Source organism: Parasphingorhabdus marina DSM 22363 (genome assembly GCF_900128895.1).
Lineage (GTDB): Bacteria > Pseudomonadota > Alphaproteobacteria > Sphingomonadales > Sphingomonadaceae > Parasphingorhabdus > Parasphingorhabdus marina.
Genome location: NZ_FSQW01000001.1, coordinates 1,156,060 through 1,178,977, shown reverse-complemented (window position 1 = coordinate 1,178,977; position 22,918 = coordinate 1,156,060). Strand labels below are relative to the sequence as shown.

Annotated in this window: 28 protein-coding genes; 8 read left to right on the top strand and 20 right to left on the bottom strand. The window is 58.6% G+C overall.

The genetic code is table 11. The features are described 5' to 3' along the window. Positions 1–124 precede the first annotated feature (124 nt). The 3 genes from BUQ90_RS06025 to BUQ90_RS06015 form a co-directional block, all read right to left on the bottom strand. On the bottom strand, positions 125–772 hold the full coding sequence (locus BUQ90_RS06025; protein WP_074204156.1) for an HAD-IA family hydrolase: 648 nt from the start codon (positions 770–772) through the stop codon (positions 125–127). Beyond that, positions 769–1,317: a hypothetical protein gene (locus BUQ90_RS06020; RefSeq protein WP_159437036.1), complete on the bottom strand. Its 549-nt coding sequence runs from the start codon at positions 1,315–1,317 to the stop codon at positions 769–771. Before BUQ90_RS06020 ends, BUQ90_RS06025 begins: the two co-directional genes overlap by 4 nt. Before the next feature lie 113 nt (positions 1,318–1,430). Beyond that, the gene (locus BUQ90_RS06015) at positions 1,431–2,351 is read right to left on the bottom strand and encodes an SMP-30/gluconolactonase/LRE family protein (RefSeq protein WP_074204924.1); all 921 of its coding nucleotides are present in this window, start codon (positions 2,349–2,351) and stop codon (positions 1,431–1,433) included. A gap of 83 nt (positions 2,352–2,434) precedes the next feature. Between BUQ90_RS06015 and BUQ90_RS06010 the strand changes: the two genes are divergently transcribed. From BUQ90_RS06010 to BUQ90_RS06000, 3 genes are all read left to right on the top strand, one after another. Beyond that, on the top strand, positions 2,435–3,871 hold the full coding sequence (locus tag BUQ90_RS06010) for an NAD-dependent succinate-semialdehyde dehydrogenase (RefSeq protein WP_074204154.1): 1,437 nt from the start codon (positions 2,435–2,437) through the stop codon (positions 3,869–3,871). A 185-nt stretch (positions 3,872–4,056) separates the two neighbouring features. Beyond that, positions 4,057–5,703 carry a thiamine pyrophosphate-binding protein gene (locus tag BUQ90_RS06005; protein WP_074204153.1) on the top strand — a complete coding sequence of 549 codons (1,647 nt, stop codon included), beginning with the start codon at positions 4,057–4,059 and terminating at the stop codon, positions 5,701–5,703. A 32-nt stretch (positions 5,704–5,735) separates the two neighbouring features. Beyond that, positions 5,736–6,248: a VOC family protein gene (locus tag BUQ90_RS06000; RefSeq protein WP_239447360.1), complete on the top strand. Its 513-nt coding sequence runs from the start codon at positions 5,736–5,738 to the stop codon at positions 6,246–6,248. Between the two features lie 5 nt (positions 6,249–6,253). Here BUQ90_RS06000 and BUQ90_RS05995 read toward each other — a convergent pair whose 3' ends face one another. Continuing rightward, positions 6,254–6,982, bottom strand: coding sequence for a winged helix-turn-helix domain-containing protein (locus BUQ90_RS05995; RefSeq protein WP_074204152.1), 729 nt, complete (start codon positions 6,980–6,982; stop codon positions 6,254–6,256). Positions 6,983–7,081: 99 nt separating this feature from the next. On the opposite strand from BUQ90_RS05995, the gene BUQ90_RS05990 reads away from it, so the two are divergent. Beyond that, positions 7,082–7,870 carry a hypothetical protein gene (locus BUQ90_RS05990; protein ID WP_074204151.1) on the top strand — a complete coding sequence of 263 codons (789 nt, stop codon included), beginning with the start codon at positions 7,082–7,084 and terminating at the stop codon, positions 7,868–7,870. 93 nt (positions 7,871–7,963) lie between these two features. Here the strand turns inward: BUQ90_RS05990 and BUQ90_RS05985 are convergent, their stop codons facing one another. From BUQ90_RS05985 to BUQ90_RS05950, 8 genes are all read right to left on the bottom strand, one after another. Further along, the gene (locus BUQ90_RS05985) at positions 7,964–8,371 is read right to left on the bottom strand and encodes an EVE domain-containing protein (protein ID WP_074204150.1); all 408 of its coding nucleotides are present in this window, start codon (positions 8,369–8,371) and stop codon (positions 7,964–7,966) included. A 111-nt stretch (positions 8,372–8,482) separates the two neighbouring features. Further along, on the bottom strand, positions 8,483–9,055 hold the full coding sequence (locus BUQ90_RS05980; RefSeq protein ID WP_074204149.1) for a fasciclin domain-containing protein: 573 nt from the start codon (positions 9,053–9,055) through the stop codon (positions 8,483–8,485). Between the two features lie 146 nt (positions 9,056–9,201). Further along, complete coding sequence (locus BUQ90_RS05975; RefSeq protein WP_074204148.1) at positions 9,202–9,777, bottom strand: fasciclin domain-containing protein; 576 nt, start codon at positions 9,775–9,777, stop codon at positions 9,202–9,204. Between the two features lie 114 nt (positions 9,778–9,891). Beyond that, on the bottom strand, positions 9,892–10,665 hold the full coding sequence (locus tag BUQ90_RS05970; RefSeq protein WP_074204147.1) for an SDR family oxidoreductase: 774 nt from the start codon (positions 10,663–10,665) through the stop codon (positions 9,892–9,894). After that, the gene (locus tag BUQ90_RS05965) at positions 10,662–11,033 is read right to left on the bottom strand and encodes a dihydroneopterin aldolase (RefSeq protein ID WP_074204146.1); all 372 of its coding nucleotides are present in this window, start codon (positions 11,031–11,033) and stop codon (positions 10,662–10,664) included. The genes BUQ90_RS05970 and BUQ90_RS05965 overlap by 4 nt, the downstream gene beginning before the upstream one ends. Before the next feature lie 36 nt (positions 11,034–11,069). After that, entirely contained in the window at positions 11,070–11,981 is a 912-nt protein-coding gene (locus BUQ90_RS05960) for a class I SAM-dependent methyltransferase (protein ID WP_074204145.1), read from the bottom strand. After that, positions 11,974–13,377, bottom strand: coding sequence for a threonine synthase (thrC, locus tag BUQ90_RS05955; protein ID WP_074204144.1), 1,404 nt, complete (start codon positions 13,375–13,377; stop codon positions 11,974–11,976). Before thrC ends, BUQ90_RS05960 begins: the two co-directional genes overlap by 8 nt. A gap of 42 nt (positions 13,378–13,419) precedes the next feature. Then, the gene (locus tag BUQ90_RS05950; protein ID WP_074204143.1) at positions 13,420–13,770 is read right to left on the bottom strand and encodes an ArsR/SmtB family transcription factor; all 351 of its coding nucleotides are present in this window, start codon (positions 13,768–13,770) and stop codon (positions 13,420–13,422) included. 46 nt (positions 13,771–13,816) lie between these two features. Between BUQ90_RS05950 and BUQ90_RS05945 the strand changes: the two genes are divergently transcribed. Next, positions 13,817–14,290 carry an SRPBCC family protein gene (locus BUQ90_RS05945; RefSeq protein ID WP_074204142.1) on the top strand — a complete coding sequence of 158 codons (474 nt, stop codon included), beginning with the start codon at positions 13,817–13,819 and terminating at the stop codon, positions 14,288–14,290. 8 nt (positions 14,291–14,298) lie between these two features. Here BUQ90_RS05945 and BUQ90_RS05940 read toward each other — a convergent pair whose 3' ends face one another. The 8 genes from BUQ90_RS05940 to coxB all read right to left on the bottom strand — a co-directional run bounded on the left by BUQ90_RS05940 (position 14,299) and on the right by coxB (position 20,670). After that, positions 14,299–14,919, bottom strand: a complete 621-nt coding sequence (locus BUQ90_RS05940; RefSeq protein ID WP_338044516.1) for an SURF1 family protein — start codon at positions 14,917–14,919, stop codon at positions 14,299–14,301. Then, a complete protein-coding gene (locus tag BUQ90_RS05935; RefSeq protein ID WP_074204141.1) occupies positions 14,916–15,311 on the bottom strand; it encodes a DUF983 domain-containing protein in 396 nt (131 codons plus the stop codon). Before BUQ90_RS05935 ends, BUQ90_RS05940 begins: the two co-directional genes overlap by 4 nt. Before the next feature lie 9 nt (positions 15,312–15,320). Then, a complete protein-coding gene (locus BUQ90_RS05930) occupies positions 15,321–16,187 on the bottom strand; it encodes a cytochrome c oxidase subunit 3 (protein ID WP_074204140.1) in 867 nt (288 codons plus the stop codon). Positions 16,188–16,219: 32 nt separating this feature from the next. Beyond that, positions 16,220–16,810 carry a cytochrome c oxidase assembly protein gene (locus BUQ90_RS05925; protein ID WP_074204139.1) on the bottom strand — a complete coding sequence of 197 codons (591 nt, stop codon included), beginning with the start codon at positions 16,808–16,810 and terminating at the stop codon, positions 16,220–16,222. After that, positions 16,807–16,962: a hypothetical protein gene (locus tag BUQ90_RS17670; protein ID WP_159437035.1), complete on the bottom strand. Its 156-nt coding sequence runs from the start codon at positions 16,960–16,962 to the stop codon at positions 16,807–16,809. The genes BUQ90_RS05925 and BUQ90_RS17670 overlap by 4 nt, the downstream gene beginning before the upstream one ends. A gap of 16 nt (positions 16,963–16,978) precedes the next feature. After that, complete coding sequence (locus BUQ90_RS05920; RefSeq protein ID WP_074204921.1) at positions 16,979–17,887, bottom strand: heme o synthase; 909 nt, start codon at positions 17,885–17,887, stop codon at positions 16,979–16,981. A gap of 84 nt (positions 17,888–17,971) precedes the next feature. After that, a complete protein-coding gene (ctaD, locus tag BUQ90_RS05915) occupies positions 17,972–19,633 on the bottom strand; it encodes a cytochrome c oxidase subunit I (protein WP_074204138.1) in 1,662 nt (553 codons plus the stop codon). 14 nt (positions 19,634–19,647) lie between these two features. Next, entirely contained in the window at positions 19,648–20,670 is a 1,023-nt protein-coding gene (coxB, locus tag BUQ90_RS05910; protein WP_074204137.1) for a cytochrome c oxidase subunit II, read from the bottom strand. A 252-nt stretch (positions 20,671–20,922) separates the two neighbouring features. Here coxB and pyrE point away from each other — a divergent pair, with 252 nt between their 5' ends. The 3 genes from pyrE (at position 20,923) to acpS (ending at position 22,908) form a co-directional block, all read left to right on the top strand. After that, the gene (pyrE, locus tag BUQ90_RS05905; RefSeq protein ID WP_074204136.1) at positions 20,923–21,516 is read left to right on the top strand and encodes an orotate phosphoribosyltransferase; all 594 of its coding nucleotides are present in this window, start codon (positions 20,923–20,925) and stop codon (positions 21,514–21,516) included. Beyond that, positions 21,513–22,259, top strand: a complete 747-nt coding sequence (locus tag BUQ90_RS05900) for a pyridoxine 5'-phosphate synthase (RefSeq protein ID WP_204244739.1) — start codon at positions 21,513–21,515, stop codon at positions 22,257–22,259. Before pyrE ends, BUQ90_RS05900 begins: the two co-directional genes overlap by 4 nt. Positions 22,260–22,506: 247 nt before the next feature. Further along, on the top strand, positions 22,507–22,908 hold the full coding sequence (acpS, locus tag BUQ90_RS05890; protein WP_074204134.1) for a holo-ACP synthase: 402 nt from the start codon (positions 22,507–22,509) through the stop codon (positions 22,906–22,908). The last annotated feature ends 10 nt before the right edge of the window (positions 22,909–22,918 follow it).

Sequence of the window (22,918 nt, the reverse complement as noted above, 5' to 3'; positions counted from 1 at the left end):
CCACAGGTCGCTATAACCGTTTCGTGACCAATCGACGACCAAAACATGTCAATATGGTTACACGTCACACGCAACCCGGCAACACTATATGCCGCAGTATCACTGGACCCTAATGGTTAATATTTCATGGAAATGATCTGTTCAGAAGCGCGCCAAGCTCGGTCAAAGCCTGTTCTCCGGCGGTCACCTTGATCGCGGCCATGCCCAGCGCTGCTGCCGGTTTGCAGTTGATGCCCAGATCATCGAGATAGATGCACTGTGCCGGTTTTACGGCCAGCGCCTCGCACATCATCTCGTAAATCCGCGGATCCGGTTTGCGAATACCGATCTTGCTGCTTTCGATGACATGATCAAAACGCTGCATGATCGCCGCCACTGCTTCGGCCTTGGCGTCATCCATCGCCATCGAGGAGCCCTTGCCGGCCGGGACATTGTTGGTGATGCAGCCAATCGCAAAACCCTCGGCTTTCAGCCGGTCGAGCGTCGCCACCATGTCCGGCCGGATATCTCCGGCGAGGCAGGCCAGCACGTCTTTTCCCCGCAATTCCACGCCGATGGCCTGCGCTTCTTCGGCAAACAGCTGGTCAAAGCCCGTTGCATCTATTTCCGAACGCTCGAATTTCGCCCAGGCATTGTCATGCGGATTGGCCGAGTTGATCCTGCGGACACTGTCTTTCGGCTGCCCCTGCTCCGCTTCAAGCCGGTTAAATGCATCAAAAGGCGAGCTGGTGATAACGCCGCCAAAGTCCCAGATTACGGTGGTATATGTCATAAAGAATTAGCCTTCTTGCGCTTGTCCAGCCCGACCTGAATCCAGCCGGCAGCACCGGAATGGTTGTCAAAATTCCAGCATTTCCGGGCTACTTGTTCAATTTTCTTCGCCATTTTGTCCGATATCCTTCCGACCGGATGAGCCAGTTTGAAATCCGCAACGTTACCATTTGCATTGACCTTGAGACATGCCGATACTTCTTCGTCTGGCCTATATGAAACAGGAATTGCATCATGTGGCATGCGCGCATCAATTGAAGAGGCTTCTACAAACTTTTCTGTAGCAGGAATCTTGCAAGCAGAAGGCCAGCGGCGGCCGTACTTAAGTGGTTCAGGAGGCATTACAATCGTCATTGCAAGCTGGAAACTACTCCCGGAATCTGCATGTTTCTCTTCACGGCCCAGGAACGAGATGGAGCTTGGATGATCTCTGAATCTCCGAATATCGACTTGCCAGGATCGCGGACGCTTACATATGTCCGGATCCAGTTCGTCTCTAATGGTAGCAGCGAGGAGGCTGTCATTCGCCTTTTCAAGCCAAAACATCGACCCTTCATTCGAAGGAGTGACCCTGTAGATCCTGTCCGGTGCCAATAGCAAACTGCTGAACGCTGACCCGGAAATCAGGGCCGCCAAGCATAAGGCAACCGGAGAGAAAGTCATTTTTGGAGATATTCCAGTTTGAGGCCCGGCCGTTGCCAGCGCATTTTCATCAGTTTGCCGGTTGCGGACAGGCAAATCCATGCATCCATCATGTCGGCGGCGCCGAAGCAGACATTTGTGGTGAAGATGTCGGGCGTCGGAACGAATTCGACCAGTTCGCCTTCAGGTGAAATGACGCTGATGCCGCATTCTCCGATGGTGGCGACGCAGATATTACCGCTTTCCTCGACCGCGAGACTGTCGAAAAACTTGTAGCCCGCCGGACGATAGACCGGAATGCCCGGACCGCCTGGCCCCGCATCCGGCGCCACCTTGCCCGGTGCGGTGATATTGAATTTCATCAGCCGGCAGGTGAAAGTTTCCGCGGCATATAGCGTCTTGCCATCGGGCGAAAGGCCAACTCCATTGGGGTTTTGGGACGGGAAGACCACCTCTTCCAGATGGCTGCCATCCGCTTTCCCGTAGAAGATTCCGACAATGTCATGGATACGGTTCTCATAGTCCGTCTTGCCATGGTCGGTGAACCAGAAGCCGCCCTGATCATCAAACACGATGTCATTCGGCCCGCGCAAGGTGCAGCCGAAATCGCCGCTGTCATAGAGCGTTTCGACCTCACCGGTTTCGGGGTCAATCCGCTCGATCCGGCCGCGATCATAGTGCTTGGCAATACCGGCCGGGGTCAGAAAGCCGTTTTTTTCCTCATATTCAAAGCCGCCATTGTTGCAGACATAGATTTTGCCATCCGGCCCGACCGCAGCCCCATTGGGACCACCGCCTGGATTGGCCACAACTTCCTTGCTGCCATCCGGCAGGATCCGGGTCAGCTGTCCGGCAGCAATTTCGACCAGAATGACGCTTCCGTCGGGCATCGCAATCGGCCCTTCCGGGAAACGCAGGCCTTCGGCAACAATTTCCATAAAATTCCACTCCTTGCTGCGGACAGTCATTGCGGGAAACGGGGGACAAGTCTAGTGCTGACAGACCGGTTACAGGAGCAACCATGTCGAACACTTATCCCCAAAACCTGCAACTCCATATTGATGGCGAATGGATCGATGCCGGGGACCGCGATGTCCATCAGGTCATCAATCCCGCCACCGGTGAGGCGATCAGCGACCTGCCCAAGGCGACAAAATCGGACCTCGACCGGGCGCTGGATGCCGCGGCGCGCGCCTTCCCGGTCTGGCGCGACACGCCGGTTGCCGAGCGCGCGGCGATTCTGCACAAAGCCGCCGACCTGATGCGGGAGCGGGCACCCGAAATCGGTCGTCTGATGACGGCGGAACAGGGCAAGCCGGTCGGGCAAGCGACCGGAGAGGTCACCGCATCCGCCGCGCATTTTGATATCATGGCGGAAGAAGCCAAGCGCTGTTACGGGCGCGTTCTCGTCCGGCCAACAGGCATGAACAGTTTTGTGAAATATCAGCCGGTTGGCCCCGTGGCCGCCTTCAGTCCGTGGAACTTTCCCGTCTTCACGCCGATCCGCAAGCTGGCCCCGGCCCTCGCTGCCGGTTGTTCGATCATCCTCAAACCCGCCGAAGAGACCCCGGCCAGCCCGATCGAAATGATGCGCTGTCTGGTTGATGCCGGTCTGCCTGCCGGAGTCGCCCAGATCGTGTTCGGCGATCCCGGAGAGGTGTCCAGTCACCTGATCGCTTCGGACGTCATTCGCAAAGTCAGCTTCACCGGCTCGGTTCCGGTGGGCAAGCATCTGATGAAACTGGCCGCCGAAGGCATGAAGCGCACGACCATGGAGCTGGGCGGTCATGCGCCGGTTCTGGTCTTTGATGATTGTGACCTGGAACAGACGCTCGATCTCACTGCCATGCAGAAATTTCGCAATGCCGGTCAGGTCTGTGTATCGCCTACGCGTTTCTACGTGCAGTCAGGCATTTATGACCGTTTTGTCGAAGCATTTTCGGAGCGCGCGGCCAAGGTCGCAGTCGGAGACGGCTTCAGCGAGGGTGTCGACATGGGTCCCCTTGCCAATCCGCGCCGCCCCGATGCCATCGGATCGATGGTCGAGGATGCGAAATCACAGGGAGCGGATGTGAAGCTGGGCGGAGAGCGCGGCGACGGAGGCGGATTCTTCTTCTCGCCCACGGTGCTCGCCAATGTCCCGTTGCAGGCGGATATCATGAACAATGAGCCCTTTGGCCCCGTCGCCGTGATGCGATCCTTTGACACGCTGGACGAAGCCATCGAACAGGCCAATCGCCTGCCGCTGGGGCTGGCGGCCTATGCCTTCACCCAGAACCTGCGCACCGCGAACATTGTCGGCGACGCCATCGAGGCCGGCATGGTCGCGATCAACAACCTCACCGTCAGTCCCGGCGACGCACCCTTTGGCGGCGTCAAGGAAAGCGGCCACGGATCGGAAGATGGTCCCGACGGTCTGAAAGCCTATATGGTCACCAAAGCCATCCATCAGACATAAGCGAGGAGGCCGATCAACCTTCCGCGCAAGCGGACCCTACATTTCTTTTTGTTTCACGCTAAGCCGCGAAGGCGCAAAGAATTTGTAGGGGACGCAGAATCTTCGTGCCTTCGCGGCTTCGCGTGATACCTAGATGGCAACTGATTTGAGTTTCCCGCTCACGCGGGAAGAAAGAGGAATGGAACATGAAAAAACGCACCGGCGCGCAGGTTCTTGTGGATCAGCTGGTCATCCAGGGGACCGACCGGATCTTCACGGTTCCGGGAGAGAGTTTTCTCGCCGTGCTCGACGCCCTGCATGACTGCGGCGACATCGAAACCGTCGCCACCCGCCAGGATGGCAGCGCAGCGTTCATGGCGGAGGCCGACGGCAAGATGACGGGTCGTCCCGGCATCGCCTTCGTCACCCGGGGGCCGGGCGCGACCAATGCCAGCATTGGTGTGCACACCGCAATGCAGGACTCGACCCCGATGATCCTGTTTGTCGGAGACGTGGCCCGTGGCGACCGGGACCGGGAGGGGTTTCAGGAAGTCGACCTGACCGCGATGTTTACCCCGCTCGCCAAGTGGGCCGCGCGGATCGACAATGCCGCCCGCATCCCGGAATATATTGCGCGCGCTTTTGATACAGCCAGTTCCGGGCGCCCGGGACCGGTGGTGCTGGCGCTGCCGGAGGACATGCTGTGCGATGTGGTCGAAACGCTCGACCGACCGAAAGTCGTCGCCCCCGCCCAGCCGCTGTGCCCCGATGCCATGACCACGCTGACCGACATGCTCCGCGATGCCACCGATCCGATCGCGATTGTCGGCGGCGCCGGCTGGGATGCGAAGGCGCGTCACTATTTTGCCGAATATGCCGAGCGGCTGGGCCTGCCCGTCGCCTGTGCCTTCCGGCGGCAGGACAATTTCCCGAACAGCAGCCCGGTCTATGCGGGCAATTTGGGATATGGCCCCAATCCCAAACTGGTCGAACGGATCAAGACGGCCGATCTCATTCTCGCGGTGGGTGCCCGGCTGGGAGAAGCGACAACCGACGGCTATACGCTGATCACGCCCGACCATCCCGACCAGATCCTCGTCCATGTCCATCCCGATCCGGACGAACTCAACCATGTCTATCGCATCGACTTGCCGATCTGCGCGGAGATGGACGAATTTGCCGAACAGGTCGCGCTGTGGGAAGATGATCTGCTCAGCTTCGATGCCGGCAAGGCCGCTCATGCCGACTATCTGGAATGGACGACGGTCACGAAAACCGAAGCGAAGCTCGATCTTGGCCCCTGTGTCTCGGCGATGCAGGAGCAGCTGCCCGCCGATACGATTATCTGCAACGGTGCAGGGAATTTTTCCGGCTGGTGGCACCGCTACTGGAACTATGGCGATTTTCCGAGCCAGCTGGCTCCGACCTCCGGGGCAATGGGCTATGGCGTGCCGGCCTCCGTCGCTGCCGCGCTGCGTTATCGCGACCGGACGGTGGCCGTCATCGCCGGAGACGGCGACTTCATGATGAACGGTCAGGAACTGGCCACCGCGGTGCAATATGGCGTTGACCTGCTGGCGCTGGTGATTGACAATGGCAGTTTCGGCACCATCCGCCTGCATCAGGAACGCGAATATCCGGCGCGTTTATCCGCCACATCTCTGGTCAATCCCGATTTCGCTGCGCTGGCCAAGGCCTATGGCGGCTGGAGCGCGACTGTGGAAACCACCGGTGCATTCGCACCGGCGCTGGCCGAAGCCATGCAGCACAAGGGCCTGCGCGTGCTGCATCTGAAAACCGATGTGGAATATCTCACCGCCGCCGGAGCAACGGTAAGCGGTTTTCGCAAATGACCGAGATCTCCCCCGTACAAAGGAACCGCCTCATGAAAATGCCGCCCTTCGTATTTCTGGCCGCACTGGCCGCCTGCTCCCCGGCGCAGGAAACAGCTGGACCGGTTGAAGCCGATCCGCCCGAAGAAGCCGTGACCCTGGGCCTCAACCATATCGGCTTCGCCGTGTCCCGACTGGACGAAAGCGTAGCCTTTTTCGTCGAGACCCTGGGCTGGGAAACGGCGGGCGGAGAACCCGACTATCCGGCGGTCTTTGTCACCAATGGCGAGATGTTTGTCACCCTCTGGCAGGTCACGGATCCCGCCAATGCTGTCGCCTTTGACCGCAAGAACAATGTCGGCCTGCATCATATGGCGATTACCGTGCGCGATCTCGATGCGCTCAATACCCTGCATGAAACATTCGTCGCACATGAGGATGTGACTGTGGAATTCGCGCCGGAATATATGGGCGACGGTCCGACCACCCACATGATGATCCGGGAGCCGTCCGGCCTGCGACTGGAATTTGTTGTTCCGGCGAGCAGAATCACGGTCTCCCAATAGTCACATCAGGTCCCGAAATCGCGCTCCAGCGACCAGCCTGAAGACGGGCAGTCTGAAAATTTGTCGATTCGGCGCGACGTCAGCTCCAGCACGACCATTTCGCACCGTTTGTCATTGATCACCTGGAAAGCGAGTCGGCTCCCGTCCTGCGAAAAACGGGGTGCACCGAAATATTTGTTGCCGGTTGGAGTGAGTATATATCGTACCGCTTGCGGTCGCTCGACAATGATGTCGCGGCCCGAGAACCAGGCGTGTCCGGAACCATTGTCCGCCACAAACCGGTTGGCCCCGGAACCGTGTATCGCCGCCTGACTGGCGGCCAGGGCCAGAAGCAGTGCACTGCCCGCTGCGAGGGAACCGGATAGCCGGAACAGTGATCCATTTTTTTGTTTCGGAATGCCAGCAATGTCCCGTCGCAGCAGGTCCGGTCCGATCCAGCGATAGCCCGCCCGGGGTACAGTTTCGACATAGGCCGGTGCCCGGGCATCATCGCCCAGTGCGTGACGGATTGCCCAGAGCGACTGGTTCAGTCCTTTCTCCCCGGTAAAATCCTGACCGTTCCAGATTTGACGGATCAGTTCCGCACGCGACACAGTCGATAATCGCGCATCCAGCAAATGACACAGTACCTGCCAGGTCTTGAATTGCAGCCTGTGCTGCCGGCCGTCTCGCCAGATCGCGCGTTTGCCAGCATCCAGCCGGACAGAGGCCGATTTCTCGCGCCGCAAAGTCATGCGAAATCTCATGAATAGACAATAATAGATTTTCCCGGCGAAGCGAAGCGCAATAGTTTTCGCCTATCTTTCAAACAGTTCAATCACAAGGAACGACACATGATTCTTTCTCTCGCCTTGCTGGCCATGGCATCCGAAAACACGATCACCCCGATCACCATGGGCGATGGCCAGATCGATGGCCGCAAAATCACCGCCTATGATCATAGCTGGCGCCAGTGCAATCTGCAGGACGGGCAATGGGTTGCAGGGCCTGCGCTGCGCGAACGGGCGACGGTCATCGGCGACAAGCTGCTCCGTATAGACCAGCACGCGACCTTGCCCGGCAATGTGATCAACAACATGCATTTCTATTTTGATCGCGCGACGCTCGCCCCGGTCCGGCTGGAACGGGAATTTCTTGGCCCCGATGGCAGAATGCTGGCCAGTCGAACCTTCGACTTTGATGAACAGGGCTATCGCGCCGAGATTTTCCAGAAGGGTGAAACCACGGTGAAGACAGGCGCACTCACGGCCAGCATGTATTCGGCTGCCACCATGGGCCTGCCGCTCTCTACTCTCGAATTTGGCGACCAGACCGTGGCCTTTACCGCCCTGATGACCAATTTTGATGCCTCCTATGCCATTCAGGCCAGCAAAACCGGCGCAGAGATGCTGGAAACCGAAACCGGCCAGATCCCGGTCGACTGGATTGACGTGACGTGGAAACATAATGAAGCGGGAGATATCTATCCCCCCGGTCCCGATGCCAGCGGTGGGCGATACTGGATCACCCGGACGCCGGTTGAAGGTGTTCCCCGTATTCTGCGCTACAAGACCGACAGCTATGTGGTCGAGTTTGAGCCCCAATATTGCCCGGCACCAGCAAAGGACACAATGAGCGAATAGAGCGATGGCAAGCTGACTCTGAAATACAACCGCTGGAAGCGATTGGTGGCGTGGCTGGAAAGATCGATCCTTACATCGCCAGCCTGCCTCCCGCTAGGCACTCATCGCCAGAATCTCGTCCCATTCCGCCGCGGTAACCGGTGCGACCGACAGCCGGGTCTGGCGGATGATCGCGAGATTTGCGAGCTTCGGATTCTGTTTCATCGCTTTCAGCGGCACCGGATTGTCCAGCTTGCGGACCGGTTTGACCTTCACCGCGATCCAGCGGCCGGTATCGTCGAACGGGTCCGGGAACTGTTCCTCAGTGACTTCCATGATGCCGACAATCTCGAGACCCTGACGGCTGTGATAGAAAAAGACCTGGTCCCCCTTTTTCATCGCTTTCATATTATTGCTCGCCTGCGCGTTTTTGACGCCGTCCCAGGTGCCCTCCTTCTCCGCCACCAGGTCGTCCCAGCCATATTCGTCAGGCTCCGACTTCATCAACCAGCAGTTGGACATGGGCTTTCTCCAGGATTGCTACAGGACTTTCTCCTGCACTAGCATGTGCCGCAGACAAAAAAAGGGGGCCACCTATCGGTCGGCCCCGCTTTTAACATTTTGTCCGGGATATCAGCTCGGCATCAGCACTGTGTCGACGATGTGCATCGTACCATTACTCGACTCAATATCGGGTTCCACAAAGTTCACCTTGTTTCCGGCCCCGTCTTCCAGCACGACCTTGTCGCCGTCCATGCTTGCCTTGATCACGCCGCCCTGAAGCGTTGTCAGTTCCGCTGTACCACCACCGTCGGTGATTGCCTTGGCAATATCGGCTGTTGTCATACTGCCGTTGAGCATTCCATATTTCGCGATTCCCGCCAGCTCATCCTTTTTTTCAGGAGTCATCAGTTCCTCGAGTCGGCCATCTTCCATTTTCTTGAAAGCTTCATTGGGAGCGATGAAGGAGGTAAACGGACCGTCGTCCTTGAGTTCCTGGGCGATGCCGGACTGACCCACGGCGAGAGCGGCTGTCGACAGGTCGGGATTGGCCTGCATCAGCGCGGTCAGATTGGTCGGTTTGGCGGCTTCTTCGGCCAGCCGGGCATCCAGAACCGCCTGCTCACTTTCGCTGAGCTCCGACGAGCAGGCAGACATGGCGGTCAGCGCAGCAGTCGCGAGCAAAATTTTGGACAGCTTCTTCATTATAATCCTTTCGAGATTGGGGAGATTGATCGTTCCATAGCGGCTAAACCCGGATTGGCAAAGTCAGAACAACAAGCCCCCCTTGTTTTTGCACAATAAAAAGGCCCCGCCCGAGAGCGGAGCCTTCTCCGGTTTGCGACCCGAAACTAACCTGGCATGATCACGGTATCGATCGCGTGGATCACGCCGTTGGACGCTTCCACATCAGTCATGATCACAGTCGACTTGCCGCCGGCTGCATCTTCCAGAATGACGCTCTCACCGTCGAGCGTGGCCTTCAGCGGCGCACCCTGTACGGTGGTCAGAGTCGCCGTGCCACCACCGTCGGTAATGGCCTGAACCACATCTGCCGCTTTCAGCTCGCCAGCAACGACGTGATAGGTCAGCAGACCCGTCAGATCATCCTTCATTTCCGGGGTCAGCAAAGCGGACAATGTGTCACCGTCAACCTTTTCAAACGCATCATTGGTGGGTGCAAATACCGTGAACGGACCATCACTGCTCAATGTCTCACCGAGATCAGCAGCGACAACGGCCGTCACCAATGTCGAAAAATTCTCATTGCCCTGGGCCACTTCGACAATGGTAGCCGCGGCCGGGGCTTCCGTCGCCGCTTCCTCGGTTGCCGTGTCATCGACAGCAGCCTCCGGCGCCTCGGAAGAACAGGCAGCCAGGGCGACAATCGCAGCAGACGCGAAAAGCACTTTGGGGGAAAAACGCATGATAGACCTCTCATCTCTTTAAACAGCCGCAATCCCACCACGGAACCGGCCTGGTATAAAGATGGCAAGGAATGCCAAAGGTGCAACGCTGTCCTTTAGGGCGTATGCCCGGGCTCAGTCCTTGCCCAGAAAGACAAAGTCCCGGTCATAGCTTTCCAGATGCGCGCCGCCGTCGACAAAAACTGTCTGACCGGTAATTGCAGGGGCTTCAGCGAGGAACCGAACGGCTTCAGCAATATCTTCAGGATCCGACAACCGGCCGAGCGGCATGGCCTCTGCCAGTCTGGTCATCTGCGCCGGGGCATAGTCTTGCGTAGGCAAGGTCAGACCCGGGGCGACGCCATTGACGCGCAATTGCGGCGCACAGGCCCGGGCCAGTGTGCGGACAGCCTCGGCTAGGGCCTGTTTGGAAATGGTGTAGCTGAGCTGGTCGCCATTGGGATTGCGGACCCGCTGATCGAGAATATGCACGACTGCGGCCCGGTCCCCGGATTTCAGCAGGCCGGACAGGCGTGAGGTGATCAGGGTCGGGACTACCGTATTGATCCGAAAATGATGCTCCATTGTCGGCTGGTTGACCGAACCCAGATCGTCATATTCAAACAGCGAGGCATTGTTGACTACCAGCGTGGGCGCATGGCCAAAATGATCTGCCACATCCTCTACCAGCTGACCGGCGGCACCCTCGGCGGCGAAATCCGCCACGAAACCCTGCCAGCGAACACCGGTTTTTTCCAGCGCCGCCATCAGCTGATCATCCGGTTGTGAATCGCTGTGCCCGTGCAGCGCCAGCTGATAGCCCGATGCCGCCAGCCGTTCCGCAATGCGGGCACCCAGTCGGCGGCAACCGCCGGTGACCAGTGCCAGTTTCGCGAGATCCGCCGTCATTTGCGGGTCCGCGACATGGTGATGCCGATCGCTTCGCCTTTTTCGGAGATGAGCAATTTCACGATCTTCACCGTCACTCGCAAAACGCCCTCGTCCTGCAGGAACAGCGTTTCGATGATGTGATCCGCGACCGCCTCGATCAGCTTGAAGTGGACGCCTTCAGGCAAGGCCTCGGTGGCCGCATGCTTGAGATCCATATAGTTTTTGGATTTCTCCAGCGGCGTGTCCGCCTCATAGCGCTCCTGCATTTTCAGTTCGGCAGCGATCGAGATGCGCAGCGGTTGCGGCAAATGGGTCTCTTCCGAATAAATACCGGTCAAAACATCCACTTCGAGGTCTTTGACCTCCAGTATCAGGCTATCTGTCATGGGAACCTTTCACCATGTTGCATGGTTGTTGACAAGTCAGGCAGAGTCGTTGCCCTGGGACCAGCGCGCATAAATGGCAGTCGGCAGCAACAGGCCGCGGGCTTCTTCCTGCACGGCCAGTTCGCCGACTTCGATCCGGCCACGCAAATGGCCGAGCTTTTCATGAAGCAGCGAACCCAGGGAAAGCGCGGACATGCGCACCGCATAGACGGTCAGGAACAGGCAGCGGCTGTCCTGGTCGAGCAGCTGGCCACAGCTTTCGATCAGCGGCGCGAGATTTTCTTCCAGACGCCAGATCTCGCCATCGGGACCGCGGCCATATTTGGGGGGATCGAGCAGGATCGCGTCATAGCGCTTCTGACGCCGAACTTCGCGCGCCGCAAATTTGGCTGCATCATCAATGATCCAGCGGATCGGACGATCGGACATGCCCGACAGTTCAGCATTGTCCCGCGCTGCACGGACGGATTTCTTCGAGGCATCGACATGGACCAGGCTGGCACCTGCAGCAGACAGGGCCAGGGTACCCACACCGGTATAGCCGAACAGGTTCATCGCCTGCGGGGCCTCGTCAGACGGCGGCTTGCCGGCCAGCTGCGTGCGGATCCAGCGCCAGACCGGGTCCATGTCGGGGAACCAGGCAAGATGGCGGAACGGCGTGCATTGTGCCGTGAAAGTCACTTCTTCCCATGTCAGCGACCAGCCTTCGCGCGGGACCGGTTGATGAAAATGCCAGCGGCCACCGCCGTCATCATCTGACGCGGGGATAAATTCCCCATGCGCCTGCCAGTCATCACGCGCCGGCGCCCACATCGCCTGCGGTTCGGGTCGAATAAACTGAAAGTCACCATAGCGTTCGAGCTTGCGCCCGTGCCCGCTGTCGAGCAACGCATAGTCCGGGCGAGGTCTGCTGACCATGACACCGGGCTGGAAAGCGGCTTCAGCCATGAGCCGGTGTCGCCCGGGCGGTGACATAGTCCTTCACGGCGTCATAGCTGCCCGGCAGTTTGTCACAGGCCTCCTCGCGATCGAACAGATCTCCGACACGCCGCGGCAGGGCTGGCCGGAAACCGGTTGCCCGTTCCACAGCTTCGCGAAATTTGCCCGGATGTGCCGTCGCCAGCGTGACGATCGGCACCGACGGGTCGATATCCGCATTGCGCGCCGCTGACAGGCCAATCGCCGTATGCGGATCGATCACTTGTGCCGATTCTTCATGGGCCCAGCGCATCGCGAGTGACATGTCATTCGCATCCACCCGATGGCTGGTGAAAATGTCGCGGGCCGCAGCCTGCATCTCGGGGGGCAGCGCCATTTTCCGGGTCTGGTCAAAAGCCGCCATCCGCGCCGCGGTTTTCGCTCCGTCCCGGCCTTCCAGATCGAACAGGAGACGCTCGAAATTGCTGCTGACCTGAATGTCCATCGACGGCGCCGCTGTCGGTGTGACGGTTCCGGCGGAATAGTCTCCGGCACTGAGCGCCCGGTGGAGAATGTCATTCACATTTGTGGCGACGATGAGCCGCTCGACTGGCAGTCCCATCTGCGCGGCGACATAGCCGGCAAAAACGTCACCGAAATTCCCTGTCGGGACAGAGAAAGCAACCTTGCGAGCGGGTGATCCAAGCTGGCTGGCGGCATAGAAATAATAGACGATTTGCGCCATCAGCCGCGCCCAGTTGATCGAATTCACAGCAGAAATGGCAAAGCGATCGGTTACTTCGGTATCCGCGAACATGCGCTTCACCATGGCCTGGGCATCATCAAAGCTTCCGTCCAGCGCGATATTGTGGACATTGGGCGCGAGGACGGTGGTCATTTGCCGGCGCTGGACATCGGAAATTCGGCCGTCGGGATGCAGCATGAAGATATCGACCTTCTCGCGACCGGCGAGCGCATCGATCGCTGCCGATCCCGTGTCACCAGATGTCGCACCGACGACCGTCAAATGCTTGTCCTGCCGCGCGAGGAATTTTTCGAACAACAGGCCCAGCAGCTGCAGGGCGACATCCTTGAACGCTAGGGTCGGGCCGTGAAAAAGCTCGAGCAGCCAGTGCTGGCCGTCGAGCTGCGCCAACGGTGTCACGGCGGCATGGGCAAACCGGCCATAGGCCTGCTGGCACAGCTCGCGCAGCTCGTCTTCAACGAGAGTATCCCCGACAAAGGGTTTCATCACCCGAAGCGCGACTTCCGCATAGGGAAGCCCGGCCAGATCGGCGATTTGATCTTGCGAAAATTTCGGCCATTCAGTCGGGACATAGAGCCCGCCATCGCCAGCCAGGCCGGCCAGAGTGACCTGTTCAAAGTTCAATGGCGCAGAACCGCCGCGGGTCGAGATATATTCCATGATGGCCAGCGGGTTAGCGGCCCCTTTTCGCCAGAGCAAGGCCTATGCTTGGACTGGGCCGGAAGCCGGGGTCTTTTCGAGCCGGTTTTTGAGCCGGTCAAGCCGTTCCACCGCCCGCGCAGCATGGGGTCCGATCCAGCGCTCGTGGATCGCGTGAATAGGCAGCGGATTAAGATGATTCCACCGCTCGCGCCCCTTTTTCTCGGGGATGATGAGGTCGGCGCCTTCCAGCACTTTCATATGCTGCATCACGGTACAGCGGTCGAGTTCGGGGAAATGCCGGCACAAGTCTCCGGTTGTCAGTGGCTGATCGCGCAGATCATCGAGAATCTGCCGTCGAACCGGCGATGCCAGGGCCTTGAATATCCGGTCATGTTGCTCGCTTATTGACATGTTATATTTTTATAACATAATAGAGTGGCATTCAAGGAGATTCGTCATGGAGCTGAAATTCAAGGTCGCCGCCCGAATCGCAAAGCCGGTCGAAGAGGTGTTCGAGGCGGTTGTGGACCCGTCCAGTCTGTCCAGTTACTTCACCACCGGGGGCGCAAAAGGAAGGTTGGAGAAGGGAGCGACCGTGACCTGGGAGTTCCACGATTTCCCCGGTCCGGTTCCAGTGGAAGTGGTCGATTTGATCCCCAATTCGAAGATCGTGCTTCGTTGGGAAGCGGTGGACGAATCCGGCGAACACGCGGAAGACGCAGGTGCCGGCTACCAAACCAGTATGACCATGCAATTCAAGGCTCTTGACGATGGCAGAACGCTGGTCACGGTGTCAGAGCAGGGTTGGCGGGACGATGCCGCCGGGCTGGAGGCCTCCTATGGTAATTGCGAAGGCTGGACCCAAATGCTCTGCTCCCTGAAAGCGTGGCTGGAGCACGGGATCAATCTGCGCACCGACTATTACAAATAGGACATGTTTCAGGCTCTGGAGCGCGCCCGAAGAGCAATGCCGTAAATGATCAGCGCGATGACCGCGAACAAAAACCATTGTACGGCATAGGCGAAATGGTTGTTGGGAATGTCATCGACCGACGGACGCGCCGGTTGCTTGAGTCCGGCCAGGGGCTGGTCGGCAACCAGCATGGGACCCCTTGCAGTCGCCCGGCCCATGATCGAATCCACCAGAGTGGATTGTCCTGGCGCCTGGGTGATCCAGCCGCTGACCGGACCGCCTTCCCATTCAACCTCCATATTGGGCCGATTACTCACGCCAACATTGATCAGGGCACCCGGCCCTTCGGCCCCGGTGACACAGCGGGCAAGATGCCGGAAACCTTTGGTCCCGTCGGCTGCCGTGCCTGAATTATCCTGCCATTCCGCAACCCGCAGGCAGGTCACTTCCGACTTGCGGAACATGGCGTCATCCGCAACCGGTCCGAGTTCGGGGAAAGCGATGGCCGGGCGGTCGAAATTGGCGGCATAGGTTGCCAGCAGACTGTTCTTTTCGTCCATCCGGTCCAGCTGCCAGACCCCCAGATAGATCATGGTTCCGACAGCCGCAGCAACGATCAGCGAGGCAATGATCGGAGGCCGCTTCACTGATCTGCCTCGTCGCGGTCAATACTGCCTTCGCCCGCCTGGTTCCGATGCTCGAGGATCAGCAGCATCGCCTTCGAAACGCGCAAGGCACCAACAACCGAAGCCACCGTCAGCGGCACCCAAAGCAGTATATGTACCCAGAGCGGCGGATCGAGATTGAGTTCAACCAGCAAAGCCAGGGCGAGAATTACGCCCCCGACAATCAGCGTCAGAAAGGCCGCCGGACCATCTCCGACATTGAACCGGTCATAATCGAGACCGCAGGCGCGGCACCTGTCGGCAAAGCGGGTCACGCTGGCGAACATTGTTTTCTGGCCACAGCGAGGGCACAGACCAAAAAGGGCAGCGGGAAACAGGTCCGGCTGCCCTTTTGTTTGTTGGGTATCGTTCAAGATCTCGTCCTAGTGGACTGGAGCGCCCCAGCCGCCCCAGACATAGACGACGATGAACAGGAACAGCCACACGACATCGACGAAATGCCAGTACCAGGCAGCGGCTTCAAAACCGAAATGCTGCTTCGGCGTGAAATGTCCCTTGTAGGCCCGGCCCAGACAGACGATCAGGAAGATCGTCCCGACCAGAACATGGAACCCGTGGAAACCGGTCGCCATGTAGAAGGCCGCGCTGTAGTTCAGACCAGCAAACGGGAAAGGAGCAATGCTGTACTCATAAACCTGGATCGCCGTGAAAATCGCACCCAGGATGATGGTCAGCCACAGGCCCTTGATCAGCCCGTCACGGTTGCCGTGAATGAGCGAGTGATGCGCCCAGGTCACCGTGGTGCCGGAGCAGAGCAGGATCAGCGTGTTGAGCAAAGGCAGTTCAAAGGCGCTCAGAACTTCCACACCCTTCGGCGGCCATTGCGCCAGCGCCGCCGCACCGTCCTGACCGATGAAATTGGTGGTGATACCGTCTACCAGCTCTAGCGGTTCGGGGAACAGGGCAAAGTCAAACCACGCCCAGAACCAGCCCACAAAGAACATCACTTCCGAAGCAATGAACAGGATCATGCCATAGCGCAGGTGCAGCTGCACCACCGGCGTGTGATCACCGGCATGGGCTTCCTTGATGACATTGGCCCACCAGGCGTAGAAGGTCAGCGCAACGGCCGAAACGCCAATGGCGAAGATCAGCGGACCGAAGGCATAAATATCACTGTGCATCCAGCGAATACCGCCAATCGCCATTGTGAATGCCGCAAAGGCACCAAAAAACGGCCAGATATCCGGCGGAAGAATGTGATAATCGTGGTTTTTGGCTCCGGCCATTAGTAGTTCCCCAACTTCCTCGTTAAATTTCTTTAGCTGCCACTCTCCGCCGGGTCCAGCGCCTTGCCGTCCTTCGAGCGATAAAATGTATAGCTGAGTGTAATCTCCTTGATGTCCCGGGTTTCCGGATCATCCATGATCGCCGGATCGACATAGTAGAGCACCGGCATCCGCATCATCTGGCCCGGCCGCAGCAATTGTTCGGTGAAGCAGAAGCACTGGACCTTGTTGAAATATTTCCCGGCCTGCACCGGCGTAACATTGAACGTCGCCGTACCGACTACCGGCTCGGTAGATTCGTTTTTGGCGATATAGATCGCCATGTCCCGCGCGCCAACGCTGACACGGTCGACAGGATTTTCCGGCTTGAAGCTCCATGGCAGCGCCGAATTAACGTTGGAGTCAAAGCGGATCGACATGGTCCTGTCGATCGCCTGGACCGTGGCAGCCTGTGCCTCGCCGACACGCTGCGTGGTACCGCCATATCCGGTAACGCGGCAGAATATCTCGTAGAGCGGCACCGCGGCATAGCCCATGCCCAGCATGCCGAGGCCCATAAAGCCTGCCATCATCGCGATGCGGCGGTTCTTTCCGGAAAGACTGGGGGATTGGGTCTGGGTCATTGGATCGATGCGTCAATCTTCACAATGGTGATCAGGTAGAACAGGACGACGAGGAAAAACAGCAGTCCGCCCATGATGGTGGCGCGCTGCCGCTGGCGGGCCTGATAGACTTTCTGCTCTTCCGGGGTCATCGGCTTGTTGTCGGGGCTCATGTCGCTCATCCTGAAATCACACCGCCAATATTGCCCGGTCCGCGACAAGCGCGGCAAACAGGGCGAAAAGATAGAAAATGGAGAATTTGAACAGCTGCTTTTCCTGGACCATGTCCGACGGCTCGGATGTCTTGCTGACCATCACCCGGAAGGACAGGGCCGAAAAGAATATGCTGAGCAGAATCGCTGCCGTTCCATAAATTGCCCCGGTGGCATTCAGGGCGAACGGGGCGATGGCGCAAATGGCGAGGATCAGGCTGTAGCCGAAAATCTGTTTGCGCGTGGACTGGCGCCCGGCGACAACCGGCATCATCGGTACGCCGGCCTTGGAATAATCGCTGTTGACGAACAGCGCCAGCGCCCAGAAATGCGGCGGGGTCCAGAAGAAGATGATCGCGAACAGCAGAATCGGCATGACAGTGATATCACCGGTCACCGCGGTCCAGCCGATCATCGGCGGAAAGGCGCCGGCCGCACCACCAATAACGATATTCTGCGGCGTGTTGCGCTTCAGCCAGATGGTGTAGACCACGGCATAGAAGAAAATGGCAAAGGCGAGGATCGCGGCACTCAGCCAGTTGACAGCCACACCCATCAGCAGAACCGAAAAGAAGGACAATCCGATGCCGAAATGCAGCGCGGTGTCCCGGTCCATCCGGCCAGCGGGCAGCGGCCGTGAACGGGTGCGCTTCATCACCGAATCAATATCATGCTCATACCATTGATTGAGCGCGGCTGATGCACCGGCCCCCAGGCTGATCGCGAGAATCGCGGTGAAGCCCAGTACCGGGTGCAGCGCGCCAGGGGCAGCGAGCAAACCGCACAGCGCAGTAAAAATGACCAGCGACATGACCCGCGGTTTGGTCAGCGCGAACAGATCCCGTGCGCTGGCCAGATTTTGCAATGATGTCGAAGCTGTCGTCATGTCCGTATCAGATTCCGGTTGGTTTTCCGTAAATGCGGCGGCCGTTACGACCGCCGCAAATTTCATTTCTGTAGCCCGGCGGGTCTATTTGACCTGGGGCAGCGTTTCGAACTGGTGGAACGGCGGCGGGCTGGACAAGGTCCATTCCAGCGTCGTTGCGCCCTCACCCCAGTAATTGCCTTCCGCCTTGCGGCCGGCCACAAAGGCATAGGCAATGTTGAGGAAGAAGATCAGTACGCCGACGCCCATGATCGCATAACCCATGGACGCGATCTCGTTCCAGTAAGTGAACTGCTCCGGATAGTCGGGATAGCGCCGCGGCATGCTCTGGTTGCCCAGAAAATGCATCGGGAAGAACAGCACGTTCACGCCAATGAAGAAGATCCAGAAGTGCAGCTGGCCGAGCAGCTCGCTATAGTGGCGCCCCGACATTTTCGGGAACCAGTAATAGAAGCCGGCGAAGATCGAGAAGACCGCACCCAGCGACAGCACATAGTGGAAATGGGCAACCACATAATAAGTATCATGCAGGTTGTCGTCGATGCCGCCATTGGCCAGAACAACACCCGTCACGCCGCCAACGGTGAACATGAAGATGAAGCCAAGCGCCCAGACCATCGGGGTCTTGAAGGTCATTGAGCCACCCCACATGGTCGCGATCCACGAGAAAATCTTGATGCCGGTCGGCACCGCGATCACCATGGTGGCCGCCGTGAAATACATTTTCACATTGACCGACATGCCGGTGGTGAACATGTGGTGCGCCCAGACGACAAAGCCGACCACACCGATTGCCACCATTGCATAAGCCATGCCGAGATAGCCGAAGACCGGCTTGCGCGAGAAGGTTGCGATAATGTGGCTGATCATGCCGAAACCGGGCAGGATCATGATGTAGACTTCGGGATGTCCGAAGAACCAGAACAGATGCTGGTACAATACCGGATCACCGCCGCCGGCTGCATCAAAGAAGGTTGTGCCGAAATTCCGGTCGGTCAGCAGCATGGTAATCGCCGCGGCCAGAACCGGCAGTGCCAGCAGAAGCAGGAAAGCGGTGACAAGCACGGACCAGACAAAGAGCGGCATTTTGTGCAGCGTCATGCCCGGTGCGCGCATGTTGAAGATCGTAGTGATGAAATTGATCGCCCCGAGGATCGAGCTCGCGCCGGCAAGGTGGAGCGACAGGATCGCCATGTCCATGGCTGGCCCGACGGCCCCGCTGGTCGACAAGGGCGCATAGACCGTCCACCCGGTCCCTGCCCCGTTACCGGTACCGCCTGGCACGAAGGCCGAACCCAGTAGCAGCAGGAAGGCCGGAACCAGCAGCCAGAAACTGATATTGTTCATTCGCGGGAAGGCCATGTCCGGTGCACCGATCATCAGCGGCACGAACCAGTTGCCAAAGCCGCCGATCATGGCGGGCATGACCATGAAAAAGACCATGATCAGTCCGTGCGCGGTAATCAGCACGTTCCAGAGGTGATAGGCCTCGTCCATCGACGCCTCGGTGCCGTTGGAGATGCTGGCCCAGGCCTGCAGATACTGGATGCCCGGCTCCGCCAGCTCCAGCCGCATCAGGCCTGACATGGCGCCGCCGATAATCCCTGCGATAATCGCAAAGATCAGATAGAGCGTCCCGATATCCTTGTGGTTGGTAGACATGAACCAGCGCTGGAAAAAGGCTGGCTTGTGATCCGCGTCATGTGCGTGATCTTCAATATGGCCATCTGCTGTAATGGTGGTCATCTGTCTGCTACCCCTTAGTTCGCAGCGGCGGCTGCATCAGCAGCTGCACCGTCTGTTGTTTCTGCTGCGGCGACTTCAGCTGTTTCCGCTGCTTCCTCGCCGCCATCATCCGTTTCGGTTTCATCGCCACTGACCGTTCCGCCGTTGGCGCGGACCCAGTCGTTAAACTTGTCTTCTGGCAGCACTTCAACCGTGATCGGCATGAAGCCATGGCGGGCGCCGCACAGTTCCGAACACTGGCCGTAATAGACACCAACCTCGTCGATCTGCATGACCTTCTCGTTGATCCGTCCGGGGACGGCGTCAAGCTTGAACCAGGCCGCAGGAAGCGCAAAGCTGTGGATCACGTCGGCGCCGGTGACGAGCATCTTGATTGGCTTGCCGACCGGAATGACCATGCGATTGTCCACGGCCAGCTGGAACGGCTCGCCGCGTGCCTTGGCTTCATCTTCGGGCAGCATGTTGGAAATGATTTCAAAGTCGCCATTGTCCGGATAGCTGTAACCCCAATACCACTGATAACCGGTGATTTTGACGGTCAGCGCATCTTCGGGCGCAGGCTCAAACTGCTTGGCAAGCAGGCTGATCGACGGCACCGCGATCACCAGCAGGATCAGTACCGGAATGACGGTCCAGACAATCTCGATAAAGGTGTTGTGCGTGGTCTTGGACGGTTCGGGATTGGCACCGCGGCGATAGCGGATCATGACCCAGAAAAGCAGTGCCAGCACGAAGAGCGAGATGACCGTGATGATCGGCAGAAGAATCGCGTTGTTGATCCATTTCGCCTGTTTTCCGGTCGCGCTCACCTGGGGCTGGAAATCGATACCGCCCTGCACCGGCATGCCGACGCCCGGCGTTGGCTTCATCGGCACGTAAAGCGCCGGGTCAAGACCCGATGGCGATGCAGCTGCATCCGTCGCTTCCGCAACCTCTTCGGTCGCCGCTGCTTCGGGCTGCGCATCCTGCGCACTCGCCGCAGCGGGTGTGAGAATCAGGCCCAATGCCAGAATCCATGCCTTCACATAATGAGTCATCTATTACCCAACCTTGTTTTAACCCCATTTTCCGGGTGTTTCAGGGCCTATATCGAAGCAGAGAGAGATGGCAATACGGCCACAAGCACATCAACGAATTAGACCGGGAACAGTCCGTGTGCTGCGGCTTATAAGCAGGGTTGCCGCAAGCCTCAAGCTACTCTACGCATATTTTTTCAGTTTTTGGGCTTCCATTGCTTTCGGGCAGAACCCATTTCGTCAGCAACCAAGAGACAGAACAGGACGGGCAGCTTGAACGAAGACCAGATATTACAGGAATTTCGCGACAGCGACGCCTTGCTGGAAGGCCATTTTGTGCTGTCTTCCGGGCGACACAGCATGCGTTATTTGCAATGCGCCCGACTATTAATGCAACCGGCTCGCGCCGCCCGGATGGCGGAAGCCCTTGCGGCCCAGATCCCGCAGAACATCCGACGGACCATTGATATTGTCGTCTCCCCGGCGATGGGCGGCGTCATTATCGGACATGAAATGGGCCGTGCGCTCGGTCTCGAGGCGCTGTTTCTCGAACGCCCTGAAGGCACGTTCGAATTGCGTCGCGGGTTCCGGCTGGAACCGGGACAGAAAGTGCTGATGATGGAAGATGTCGTCACCACCGGCCTGTCGTCGCGCGAAGCGATTCAGGCCATTCGCGAAGCGGGCGGAGATGTCGTTGCCGCCGGCGCGCTGGTCGACCGCTCCAACGGTGCCGCACAATTTGACGTGCCCTTTTACCCGCTGGTGACGCTGGACGTCCCGAGCTATGCCCCGGACCAACTGCCGCCCGAACTGGCCGCGATACCGGCAATCAAGCCGGGTAGCCGGGCCAAAGTTGCCGGCGCGTGAACACGGACAACCATCTTCAGCCCGACCTGCGTCTCGGGGTGAATATTGATCATGTCGCTACCATCCGCAACGCGCGGGGCGGGGATCATCCGGAGCCGGTACGTGCCGCCCTGATGGCCGCGAAAGCCGGGGCGGACGGCATCACGGCACATTTGCGTGAAGACCGCCGCCATATCCGCGACGATGACCTGACCGTGCTGATGGACGAGCTCGACATTCCGCTCAATCTGGAAATGGCGGCGACCGACGAGATGCTGGAAATCGCGCTGCGCCACAAACCACATGCGGCCTGCATCGTTCCGGAAAACCGCGAAGAACGTACCACCGAAGGCGGATTGGACGCCGCCGGCCTGCACAACCGTCTGACGGATTTTGTCGGACAGCTCCGAAACGCGAACATCCGCGTCAGTCTGTTCATTGAACCCGATCCACGCCAGATCGAGGCCGCCATCCACCTCGGCGCGCCGGTGGTGGAGTTCCACACTGGCCACTATGCCCATGTCACCGGAAGCGAGCGCGAAGCGGAACTGAAACGAATTGCCGATGCCGCTGCGCTGGCCGCCAAAAACGGGATCGAGCCGCATGCCGGCCATGGCCTGACCTTTGACAATGTCACCCCGATTGCTGCCATCCCGCAACTGGCGGAGCTGAATATCGGGCATTTTCTGATCGGGGAAGCGATTTTCGAGGGGCTCGACGGCAGCATCCGAAAGATGCGCGAACTGATGGATGAGGCGCGGTGAAAGACGAGCGATTCATTTTATCTCAATGGAAGTCCGTGCGTCGATTTTGGCGAATCATGCTAGTATTGGCGCCTCTAATTTTGGTGTCCAAGTTTTGGAATGCATATTCTGACGGTGAACCTTGGCCTTGGGCGGCAACAGCAATTGCAATTGCCATAATGGTGTTCAGCACAGCTGTGGTCTGGATTGTTCAACGCTGGTTCAATTTCATGCTCGGCAAAGACCTCTGTAAGTGGCGAGAGACCCCGTGATCATCGGTCTCGGCTCTGATCTCTGCAATATCGAGCGGATCCAGAATTCGCTCGACCGTTTCGGCGAGCGTTTCGAAAACCGCGTGTTCACCGAAATCGAGCGATCCAAGGCGCAGCGGCGGCCCTATACGATTGCCGGTACCTATGCGAAGCGCTTTGCCGCCAAGGAAGCCTTTTCCAAAGCGGTCGGCACCGGATTTCGTGCTGGTGTTTTCATGCGCGATATCGGCGTCGTCAATGCCAAGAGCGGAGCTCCGACGCTGGCCCTGACCGGCGGCGCGAAAAAACGGCTCGACCTGCTGACGCCAGCGGGATATGAGGCGCTCATTCATCTTACACTCACCGATGATCATCCATGGGCGCAGGCATTCGTGATCATTGAAGCCCATCCGCTTTAGGAAACGCGCG

What these genes read in the sequence shown, in the direction of transcription:
- thrC (WP_074204144.1), bottom strand. Translation starts at nt 13,377, where the DNA reads ATGGAATATATCTCGACCCGCGGCGGTTCTGCGCCATTGAACTTTGAA.
- BUQ90_RS06015 (WP_074204924.1), bottom strand. Translation starts at nt 2,351, where the DNA reads ATGGAAATTGTTGCCGAAGGCCTGCGTTTCCCGGAAGGGCCGATTGCG.
- BUQ90_RS05970 (WP_074204147.1), bottom strand. Translation starts at nt 10,665, where the DNA reads ATGACGGCGGATCTCGCGAAACTGGCACTGGTCACCGGCGGTTGCCGC.
- BUQ90_RS17670 (WP_159437035.1), bottom strand. Translation starts at nt 16,962, where the DNA reads ATGAGCCCCGACAACAAGCCGATGACCCCGGAAGAGCAGAAAGTCTAT.
- BUQ90_RS06020 (WP_159437036.1), bottom strand. Translation starts at nt 1,317, where the DNA reads ATGTTTTGGCTTGAAAAGGCGAATGACAGCCTCCTCGCTGCTACCATT.
- BUQ90_RS05925 (WP_074204139.1), bottom strand. Translation starts at nt 16,810, where the DNA reads ATGACCCAGACCCAATCCCCCAGTCTTTCCGGAAAGAACCGCCGCATC.
- BUQ90_RS05920 (WP_074204921.1), bottom strand. Translation starts at nt 17,887, where the DNA reads ATGACGACAGCTTCGACATCATTGCAAAATCTGGCCAGCGCACGGGAT.
- BUQ90_RS05960 (WP_074204145.1), bottom strand. Translation starts at nt 11,981, where the DNA reads ATGGCTGAAGCCGCTTTCCAGCCCGGTGTCATGGTCAGCAGACCTCGC.
- BUQ90_RS05995 (WP_074204152.1), bottom strand. Translation starts at nt 6,982, where the DNA reads ATGACTTTGCGGCGCGAGAAATCGGCCTCTGTCCGGCTGGATGCTGGC.
- BUQ90_RS05975 (WP_074204148.1), bottom strand. Translation starts at nt 9,777, where the DNA reads ATGCGTTTTTCCCCCAAAGTGCTTTTCGCGTCTGCTGCGATTGTCGCC.
- BUQ90_RS05930 (WP_074204140.1), bottom strand. Translation starts at nt 16,187, where the DNA reads ATGGCCGGAGCCAAAAACCACGATTATCACATTCTTCCGCCGGATATC.
- ctaD (WP_074204138.1), bottom strand. Translation starts at nt 19,633, where the DNA reads ATGACCACCATTACAGCAGATGGCCATATTGAAGATCACGCACATGAC.
- BUQ90_RS06010 (WP_074204154.1), top strand. Translation starts at nt 2,435, where the DNA reads ATGTCGAACACTTATCCCCAAAACCTGCAACTCCATATTGATGGCGAA.
- BUQ90_RS05990 (WP_074204151.1), top strand. Translation starts at nt 7,082, where the DNA reads ATGATTCTTTCTCTCGCCTTGCTGGCCATGGCATCCGAAAACACGATC.
- BUQ90_RS05985 (WP_074204150.1), bottom strand. Translation starts at nt 8,371, where the DNA reads ATGTCCAACTGCTGGTTGATGAAGTCGGAGCCTGACGAATATGGCTGG.
- BUQ90_RS05950 (WP_074204143.1), bottom strand. Translation starts at nt 13,770, where the DNA reads ATGTCAATAAGCGAGCAACATGACCGGATATTCAAGGCCCTGGCATCG.
- BUQ90_RS05945 (WP_074204142.1), top strand. Translation starts at nt 13,817, where the DNA reads ATGGAGCTGAAATTCAAGGTCGCCGCCCGAATCGCAAAGCCGGTCGAA.
- BUQ90_RS05965 (WP_074204146.1), bottom strand. Translation starts at nt 11,033, where the DNA reads ATGACAGATAGCCTGATACTGGAGGTCAAAGACCTCGAAGTGGATGTT.
- coxB (WP_074204137.1), bottom strand. Translation starts at nt 20,670, where the DNA reads ATGACTCATTATGTGAAGGCATGGATTCTGGCATTGGGCCTGATTCTC.
- BUQ90_RS06005 (WP_074204153.1), top strand. Translation starts at nt 4,057, where the DNA reads ATGAAAAAACGCACCGGCGCGCAGGTTCTTGTGGATCAGCTGGTCATC.
- BUQ90_RS06025 (WP_074204156.1), bottom strand. Translation starts at nt 772, where the DNA reads ATGACATATACCACCGTAATCTGGGACTTTGGCGGCGTTATCACCAGC.
- BUQ90_RS06000 (WP_239447360.1), top strand. Translation starts at nt 5,736, where the DNA reads ATGAAAATGCCGCCCTTCGTATTTCTGGCCGCACTGGCCGCCTGCTCC.
- BUQ90_RS05980 (WP_074204149.1), bottom strand. Translation starts at nt 9,055, where the DNA reads ATGAAGAAGCTGTCCAAAATTTTGCTCGCGACTGCTGCGCTGACCGCC.